The 3,923-nt window shown below is 64.3% G+C and carries 1 protein-coding gene and 2 pseudogenes; all 3 read left to right on the top strand.

Annotation, left to right across the window (positions count from 1 at the left end):
- Positions 1-203: pseudogene (locus AHiyo1_RS11735) on the top strand (DUF3375 family protein); the annotation flags it as partial.
- On the top strand, positions 196-1,110 hold the full coding sequence (locus tag AHiyo1_RS11730) for a DUF4194 domain-containing protein (RefSeq protein ID WP_084784478.1): 915 nt from the start codon (positions 196-198) through the stop codon (positions 1,108-1,110). The pseudogene AHiyo1_RS11735 and the gene AHiyo1_RS11730, both read left to right, overlap by 8 nt.
- Positions 1,107-3,923 (top strand): annotated as a pseudogene (locus AHiyo1_RS11725) (ATP-binding protein); the annotation flags it as partial. The gene AHiyo1_RS11730 and the pseudogene AHiyo1_RS11725, both read left to right, overlap by 4 nt.

Genomic DNA, 3,923 nt, shown 5'->3' with positions numbered 1-3,923 from the left:
CCACACTGGCAGAGGCCTGGGCGAACCTCCCGGAGGGTGAACGGCACATCAACACCGTCCGGGCCCTCCTGTCCGAAGCGCTGCACGGTGGTGCGGCGTTCGACCGGGCCGCCTGGGAAAACATCGACTTCGAACAAATCGATGGCAGCACACGCACCGCGTACCTGCCGCTCGTGACCCTGACTAAGGATTCCGATGACTGACGCCCACCCCACCGAGCATGCCCCCTCTTCGGAACAAAGAGTGGACATAGCGCAGCATGTCCACTCCGATCCCTTCCGCGTCACGCCGCGCGACACATTCGTAGACGGCGCGGCGTTGTTCCCGGGCGACACCGGCGTGCTGCCTATGAAGGTCCGCCAGGCTCTCGTGCGGCTGCTCAAGGGTCCGTATGTCGACGGCGGCCGCGACGAAAAGCTCTGGACCACCCTTCTGGACAACCAAGTGATCCTCCGCAGCCGGCTTTCGGAGCTTTTCCTGAACCTGCAACTGGATCACGAGCGCAAGATCGCGGTGCTCCGTCCCGTCGATCCCGAAGCCATCGGAGGAAGCACCCGCTCGAGCATCCTTCGTCAGCAACGTGCGTTGAGCCGGGTTGAAACCATCGTGCTTCTGCGCCTGAGGCTCCTTCTCGACCGCCACGTCACTGCCCAGACCGAGCCTGTGATCACCCGCGAAGAAATCGCCGAACTCGTGGCGCACTACCAGCCATCCGGCCAACAAGACGCCCTCCGCGACACCGACGTCGTGAACCGCACCATCACGAAGCTCCTGGCCCGCCAACTCCTCCTGCCCACGGGCATCGAGGACACGTTCGCGATCTCCAAGGCCCTCCCCCTGGCGCTCCCCTTCGAAAACATCGGCGACATCCCGGCCCAAATCGAGGCACTGATCGCTGTAGCAGCCGACGAATCAGGCACTGAACCCCTCATCGAACTAACGGAAACGGACGACCCCAACTCCAACGACGACGCTGAGTCCGACACCGGGGAAGAGGACGACGTGGTGACCGACAGCAGTGGTGACGCATCCACCGCGGAGGCAAAGGCGACCACAACTGACGCAACCACACTTGACGCAACTGACGAAACCAAGGAGGCAGCCAAGTGACCATTGCGACGATGCTTCCGATCGGCGAACTCACCAACCCGGGCCAGATGCGCCTCGCCTTGGTCCAGGTGGTCAACTGGGGCACGTTCCACGGCGCCCACACGATGCACGTGGACCGCAACGGCACCCTGCTCACAGGCAACTCAGGCGTCGGCAAGTCCACGTTGTTCGATGCCATGCTGCGTGTCTTCGATGCCCGTCCACGCTCCAATGAGGCTGCGGCGCAGCGGGCCGGCGGGGCTGTGGAGGACAAGAGGACCACGTTCACGTACATGCGTGGAAAAGTGGGCGACAAGGCCGTGGGCGAGGGTTCGGCGAGTGCCTTCCAGCGCCCCGGTGCCACGTGGTCCGCCGTCGCGCTGACGTTCGACAACGCTGCCGGCACCAAGGTGACGATCTCGGCCCTCTTCGACCTGCCCAAGAACGGCACGGAGTCCAGCGTCGGCCGGTTCTATGTGATTGACAACAAGCCCCTGGATCTCGGCGCGATTGAGGGCATCGCGGAGAAGCGCTTCACCAAGGGCGCGCTGGAGACAATCTTCCCGGACGCCCAGATCTTCGATGTGCACAAGGCCTTTGCGGAGCGTTTCCGGCGGCTTCTCGGCATCAACTCGGACCAGGCGCTTCCGCTTTTGCGGGTGATCCAGGCCGGCAAGGGGCTCGGCGGCAGCGTCAACACGTTCTTCCGCGACCAGGTGCTCGACGCGCCCGCGACGCTCACTGCTGCGGACGACGTCGTCGAGGAATTCAGCAACCTCATGTCCATCAGGCAGCGGTTGGAGGACGTGCGCCAGCAGCGCGACCAGCTCGCCCCCGTCCCTGGGATGAACAAGGAGTATGCCCAGTCGTTGCTGGAAGCCAACCGGCTCCGGGAGCTCAGCGGCGAGGAATTCGACGCCTACAAGCAGCAGCTCTCGGTCACGGTCCATGCCAAGACTTTGGCCCGTTTCAAGGACCTTGCCCAGGCGAAAGCCAAGGAGCTCAGCGCCGAGCGGGGCGTCCGGGACGCGCTCGCCAAGGAGCTTCGCCAGCTCGAGTCGGATTACAACAACCAGGGCGGTAACGCGATTTCGGCGATCGAGCAGTCGCTCGAAAATGCCCGGGTCGGCCTCAAGCTTCGCCAGCAGGTGGAGGAGGCGGCACGCCAAGCATTGGCCGACGCCGGACTCAACCTTGAGTGGACGGCTGAGGGTTGGGAGCAGGCCCACGAGCAGGCAGCGAGCCGCTCCGCCGAACTCAAGGACGATTCGGAAGCGCTGCGGGAACTCCGCTTCGAAGCTTTCGACGGCCACGCCACCAAGAAACGCGAACTCGCCGCAGCCCAGCAGGAGCTCGTCTCGTTGAAGACGCGCAAGTCCCTCCTGCCGCCGTCGAGCATTGAAAACCGCGCCGCAATCGCGGCAGCCACTGGCGTTCCCGAGGACCGGATGCCCTTTGGAGCGAGCTGATAGACCTCGCCGAGGGGGAGGAACAGTGGCGGCCCGCGGCCGAGCGTGCTTTACGGAACCTCGCCACGACGCTGCTTGTTCCCGGAGAGCACTTCGCCGCCGTCACGCGCTACCTGAACGACAACACGGTCCGCGGCGCGCTGCGGGCAGTGGACGTGTCCAAACCGCTCGCGGGCGGGGCCTTGGCTGTGGAGGACGTGTCCGACGGCGATTTGCTGACGAAGCTGAACATCCTCACCTTGGGGGCGAACGCCGACGCCGGAGAGTGGATCCGCGAGCGGATCGCCCTCGATTTCGCGTACCCGTGCGTGGAAGACCCGGACGAGCTCGCTAAGTTGGACAAAGGCCTGAGCCTGGGCGGAGTGGTCAAGCGCAACAGGAACACAGTGGAGAAGGACGATCGCTTCACGAGCCGGCAAGACTATGTTCTCGGTTTCGACAACGCTTCCAAGCTGGAGCTCGTGGCCGCGAAGGTCGGCGAGCTCGAAAACGAGCTTCTGAAGGCCGCCGAACTCGCCCAAAGCCGCGAGGATTCGCACCAAGGCATGACCCGCCAGCTCGATGCCTTGCGTCGCATCGCCGACGATGAGCGTGGCTGGGAACAGGTCTCTGCAGCGGTGGCGGCCGAGGAACTCGCGAAGATCGAGCAGCGGCTCAAGGATGCCTTGGCCGCGCAGGCCGATCTGGAGCCCTTGCGTGCAAATATCGAGGCCGTACGCGAAAAGCACCAGTCCTCCACAGGTTCGGCGGCGGTTTTGCAGAGCGAATACAAGACGCTCGACCACCAGATGACCACGGCTGACGCCCTCCTGGATGCTGCGCGCAACCGCCTGGACCAGGCGCCGCCGTCGGGCGCTACAGTTGCTGCCCTCGAGCCGTACTTCAGCGCATTCGGCGAGGTGGGCGAGCTCCATGAACTCGACACCCTGGCTGCCGAAGTCCGGAGCAAGCTCTTGGCGGAACTGCATGCCACTGAGTCGCGCGGGCAGGCGTTGGCCGAGCGGCTGACGCGCATGTTCGAAGGATTCGTGCGCGAATGGGGTACCGCCATTTCCGCGGACCACGGGACCTCGATCGGCGCCGCGGGGGAGTTCGAGTCCCGCTACCACCAGATCGTCAGCGAAGGGTTGCCCGCGCAGGAGGCCGAATTCCGGCAGTTCTTCAACCAGCGCACGCATGAATCGTTCAGCACCTTGCTGCACTTGCTTGACGAGGAACGCCGTGCCATCACGAGCCGCATCCTTCCCCTCAACGGCATCCTGTCCGAGGTCAACTTCCACGAGGGCAGCTTCCTGGAACTCGATATCAAACAGACGCTGCCCGCCACTGCGAAGCAGTTCAAGGACGCCATCCACAACGCGTTGA

Origin of the sequence: Arthrobacter sp. Hiyo1 (assembly GCF_001263615.2) — a bacterium.
Lineage (GTDB): Bacteria > Actinomycetota > Actinomycetes > Actinomycetales > Micrococcaceae > Arthrobacter.
This window is presented reverse-complemented; position numbering and strand designations above follow the sequence as displayed.

Excerpts from the sequence above, each read along its gene's own strand:
- AHiyo1_RS11730 (WP_084784478.1), top strand. The coding sequence starts at position 196 with ATGACTGACGCCCACCCCACCGAGCATGCCCCCTCTTCGGAACAAAGA.